The organism is Chitinophaga sp. 30R24 (assembly GCF_049056765.1).
Lineage (GTDB): Bacteria > Bacteroidota > Bacteroidia > Chitinophagales > Chitinophagaceae > Chitinophaga.
Map to the genome: position 1 here is coordinate 1 of NZ_JBJGXX010000029.1, position 4,625 is coordinate 4,625.

The 4,625-nt window shown below is 36.2% G+C and carries 5 protein-coding genes; all 5 read left to right on the top strand.

Features of this window, described 5'->3' with window-relative positions; translation table 11 throughout:
• Positions 1 to 1,321, top strand: a 1,321-nt coding sequence (locus ACDQ55_RS21490) for an RHS repeat-associated core domain-containing protein (RefSeq protein ID WP_420983701.1), incomplete at its 5' end; no start/stop codon positions are given.
• A gap of 10 nt (positions 1,322 to 1,331) precedes the next feature.
• On the top strand, positions 1,332 to 1,898 hold the full coding sequence (locus ACDQ55_RS21495) for a hypothetical protein (protein ID WP_420983702.1): 567 nt from the start codon (positions 1,332 to 1,334) through the stop codon (positions 1,896 to 1,898).
• A 135-nt stretch (positions 1,899 to 2,033) separates the two neighbouring features.
• Positions 2,034 to 2,318, top strand: a complete 285-nt coding sequence (locus ACDQ55_RS21500; protein WP_420983703.1) for a DUF7683 domain-containing protein — start codon at positions 2,034 to 2,036, stop codon at positions 2,316 to 2,318.
• Between the two features lie 441 nt (positions 2,319 to 2,759).
• Entirely contained in the window at positions 2,760 to 3,731 is a 972-nt protein-coding gene (locus ACDQ55_RS21505; RefSeq protein WP_420983704.1) for an RHS repeat domain-containing protein, read from the top strand.
• A gap of 8 nt (positions 3,732 to 3,739) precedes the next feature.
• Positions 3,740 to 4,303 (top strand): hypothetical protein, encoded by a 564-nt coding sequence (locus ACDQ55_RS21510; protein ID WP_420983705.1) that lies wholly within the window; start codon positions 3,740 to 3,742, stop codon positions 4,301 to 4,303.
• Positions 4,304 to 4,625 lie beyond the last annotated feature (322 nt).

Consider the following 4,625-nt stretch of genomic DNA (forward strand, 5'->3'; position numbering starts at 1 on the left):
CGATCAGTCGGAAACGTTTAATACTAACTTTTATAATGATGAATATCAGCAACTGAAAGCCAAAGCTCCGAATGCGGGTCAACCAGACCGGCCTAAGGCTTATCTGAATTTTGTTTTATTCGATGATCAGTTTAAATTAGTAGAAGAAAATAGTGGTGTAAAGCAGGTACAGGCCACTCCCGACCAGTTACAGCTACTGAGCCAGGAGAAAATGGTGATGAGGAAGAGCGGTTTCCTTTATGTATATACCAGCAATGAAAGTAAACGGGAGGTTTATTTTGATGATGTGGTATTAGGGGTTCATTCAGGGCCGATGTTGGAGGAGACACATTATTATCCGTTTGGGTTGACGATGGCGGGGATTAGTTCGAATGCACTTAAAGGTTCGAATTATCCGGAGAATAGGAATAAGTTTAATGGGATAGAGCATACTACGGACTTAGATCTAAATGAGTATGATGCTTTTTATAGAAATCTTGACCCACAATTGGGAAGATGGTGGCAGATTGATCCGAAAGCAATTGAAGCGGAGAGTCCATATGCAGCAATGAGAAATAATCCCGTTCTTAATACTGATTTCCTTGGAGATACAACTGTATATTATAATATATCAAATGGATCAGTTTTAGGGACGGTGAATAATGCGGGATCTCCACAGAATGTTAGGGTTGACGCATTGGCATATATTGCAGCTCAGGGAGCTGCTTTAGTTGGGGGATACGACTTATCTAATCAGGATAACGCTAACCAATTTGTTTCAACATTTAATAGTGCTCTTTCTACAATAGATTCAAAATTGGGGACTAATTTTATTTCATTCGCAACGGGAGAAATGAAGTTAGAGTTTGTAGGTCAAGCTAATGCTAATAATCCAGCTCAGGGAGATGGTACTTTAAATGTTAATCAAATGTTTGATGATGGAGGACATCTAACAGTTGCTAGTTATCAAGCCATAGGGGGGCCTTGGGGTAATGGATCACCTGAGAATGGTACTTATACAGCTGATCACCTTGCTGATAGGGGACCTAAGAGTAGTTGGCCAAATGACGGAATGACACGAGACGGGGTAGGATTTAGTTTAAATTTAAACCCGCAATTTAGTACGCATAGATCCTTGTTGAGGATACATCCTGATGGAGGTAAGGCAGTTGGAACCCAAGGGTGTATAGGACTACAGGTAAATGCTACTCAGTTGCTTCAATTTAAAAGTACAATGAGAGAGTATCTTAGTACTCATAATAACATTGGAGTTAATGTCAATATTCTTAATAACCCGAATAATAATGGTCGTAATAGTAGAGCAGTTAGCAACGGCGAATAAAATAAAAAATATGAAAATCATAGTTATAATATCAGGCCTGTTATTTTTGATTGTAACTGCTAGAGGCCAGCAGCATGGATATCTTAAACCAGATACAGCGGTAAATAATATAAATATTAATGATTATAAAAGCACAGAACTTGTATTAGGTAAAAGTATTTGGAATAAACAGTTTGAGCAAGCTGGCTCCTTGCCAAGGATAGAGGTCGTGAATAAAACGAGAACGCAAATACTTCGTTTGTTTTTTCATTACGGGGGGAGTGAAAACTCGGTAGATGAATTTGAAATAATGAACATTGATAGCATTTATAAAATCCCTAAGCAAGCAATTTACTTGAAGGATGAACAGTTCATTACATCCAATAAAATTTGTTTAGGTATAAGCAAGAAAGATTTAGTGGAGAAACTAGGAAATAGTTATAAGTCTAGTATAAACGGGAATGTTGAGCGACTTGTTTATACTATTGATGACAAATCAAATTTTGTGAAGAGATATCACCAGTATAGATATTATATTAAATGTATCCTTAGTAAGGATATTTTAATTAAGTATTCTTTTGGTTTTGAGAGTATATAGCTTCCGGCACTTTTATTAATTAATAAGAATGGGCTTAAAGGTATATTGGGGTTACAACTATATTTATTTGCTTAAGTAAGCTGGTCGCCACTTGTTTTTTGTAGTTTCTTCCCGCGCGTATAGCGTTAAAATATTATGAGTTCAGGAAATTTAAGAAATGAGTTAATAAGAATTGAAAGGGAAATTAAAATTTACCGAAAGAATGATAGTGAAATAATTAGAGAGATAAATATTGATAGTATAGATTTCAATATAATAATAGAAATTGTTCCCCCACCAGAGGATGATCCCTTATTGTATGAAGGGCATATTCTTAATGAGAATCAATTAATTAAGTTTAATCATTATTTACAGGAGCCAATTAATCCAAATTTTGATTTATATTTTTACGTATTGGAATGTACAGGGATTTACAAATGATCCCAGCTGTCTTGAATTTTATACATGGGCAATGTGTGGAGGTAATTCAGGATATAGGATTATAAAAACTTTAGGTAGTAACAAAGTCGCAGGCATTGCCTGCGGCTTATGTGTTTTTAAAAGACTGCTGTAATCCTAATGGGCATTATGTTGCCTGGCTCAATGTAAGCAGGCTATGGTGTAAAGGCTGCAATAAATTATGAGAATATTGGTTTTGCGGGTGCGAAACTGGCTCCGGTGATAGGTGTTAGCTTTGCTAGAAAGGAAAATAATCTCGGCGGAACCAAATGAAATAAGGAATAATTTAGTTATAAAATTTGATAACGGGACTTGTCTAACACTAGTAGGTGTGGACAATTATGAATCTTATTTTATTAAAATTGGAAATTATGAAGCAAGAATATAATTGAACAAATAATAAAGTATCAAAGCCGCAGGTCTATGCTTGCGGCTTTCTATGAGTTAAAAGCTTTCTTTGATAACGTAGTAGTAATGGAGGATCCCGGTCCGGTACTGGAGGAAACGCACTACTATCCGTTTGGGTTGACGGTGGCGGGGATTAGTTCGAGTGCCTTGAAGGGGGCGAATTATGCGGAGAACAGGAAGAAATACAACGGGAATGAATTGCAATCTAGAGAGTTCAGCGACGGATCAGGTTTAGAGTTGTATGATTTTAATGCAAGAACCTATGATGCACAGATAGGGAGGTTCATGCAGGTAGATGATAAGGTTGAGAATCACTATGGTCTTACGCCATATCATTTTGCAATGAATAATCCTTTATTATTTGCCGATCCTTCTGGTATGGATACAACGAGAGGGACGACTGCACCTAAAAATCCTCAACAAGGAGATGTGTTGGTTGTTCCTGGGCAAAAAGGTCAAGAATCGTACTATACTTATAATAAAGATGGAGGCTGGGCAGGAACAGGGATGAATGGAGGTACATTAAATGAAGTGACTGTAACAGGAAGTGGAAGTAGTAATGGAAGTAACAATGGTGCTAATTCTTCAGGAGGTAATAATGTTGCATTGACTGGAGTGCCAATGCCTATTGGCCTTCCTGGAATGTACGCTCCACCATCTGGTATGCCTTTACCGCCGATGGTTATTCCAGCACCTAACCCTATATTGTTGGCAATTTTACTTATATTATTACCAGCGAATTATGGAGAACGAAGCAGTGATTATATACCTCCTGGTTATTTGAGTAGGCCTTATACCTACTCGAAGGGTGGTCAGAAAAATGTTTGGCCAGATGGGCAATATACCAAGCCGAACCCGAATACCATTGATTGGAGTAAAGGTGATCAACAATTAGCAGATGAAATCACTGGTCCAGGAGCCGCTAAGGGTCCTACAACGCCTAATAATCTCATAAAAAAATGGTTTAGAGATAAACGGCCTAAATAAGTAAAAACATGAAGGAGACTAATTATATCTCAGAAAAATATAGAAAGTATTTATTAGCGGTTGTATTTGCAGAACAGAAGTATTATACAGTCTTTGGTGCAGATCTTTCAGATAAGGAAATAGATAAGTTATTAGTTGATGCAGATGGTAGTATACTTCTCTTCTCTATGCCTGCGGATTTATTATCTTTAATTCTAAAGAGTACTTCTTTTTTTGATAATGGAGTATTGCAAGAATGGGCTAGAGAAATTAATGGTATTAAAGAACCATATGCAATAATCAATTTTGACGTTTTATCAAAAAATATTTTTGATTTAAACGATATTGAATTGTTTAAATCTATTTATGACACATTGGGGATTGTGGAGGATTATTCAAATCAAATTAGTGATGAAAGATTACTTGCTCTTTTGGATGATGACATTTTATTACAGTTCAAAGATGACCTCGCCGACTATTTTACTTGGTCCGAAAGTAAGGCTTTTAAACTATCTGTAGACGTTGATGTTTTGTTTCTTTCTTTAAAAGAAGTTCATAAAAGATTAAAGGAGAAATTAAACATTTATCAATAGATCAATAAGTTAAAGGCTTTTTTAGCTTTAGTATTTTGAATGATGTTATCGATAAGAAAATAGGTCTCATCCGTCTATAGATTTACAGTTTTGTCTCAATGCCCAAACTTAAATGGAAGAAAAGTTTCTGGAACAGTTTGAGTTCAGTGCTGAAGAAAAATCCCGAATGGTGAATCTGGTACTGTATCAAGGGTGGTCAGGATATAATTTTTAAACCTGTGCATACGCCCAATAAGTTTCAACTATAATAATAGTAAAGAGCAACCTATATCAGAGATTCATCATCAACAGAAGAGAAAAGTAAGTAGCATGTTATACCGCC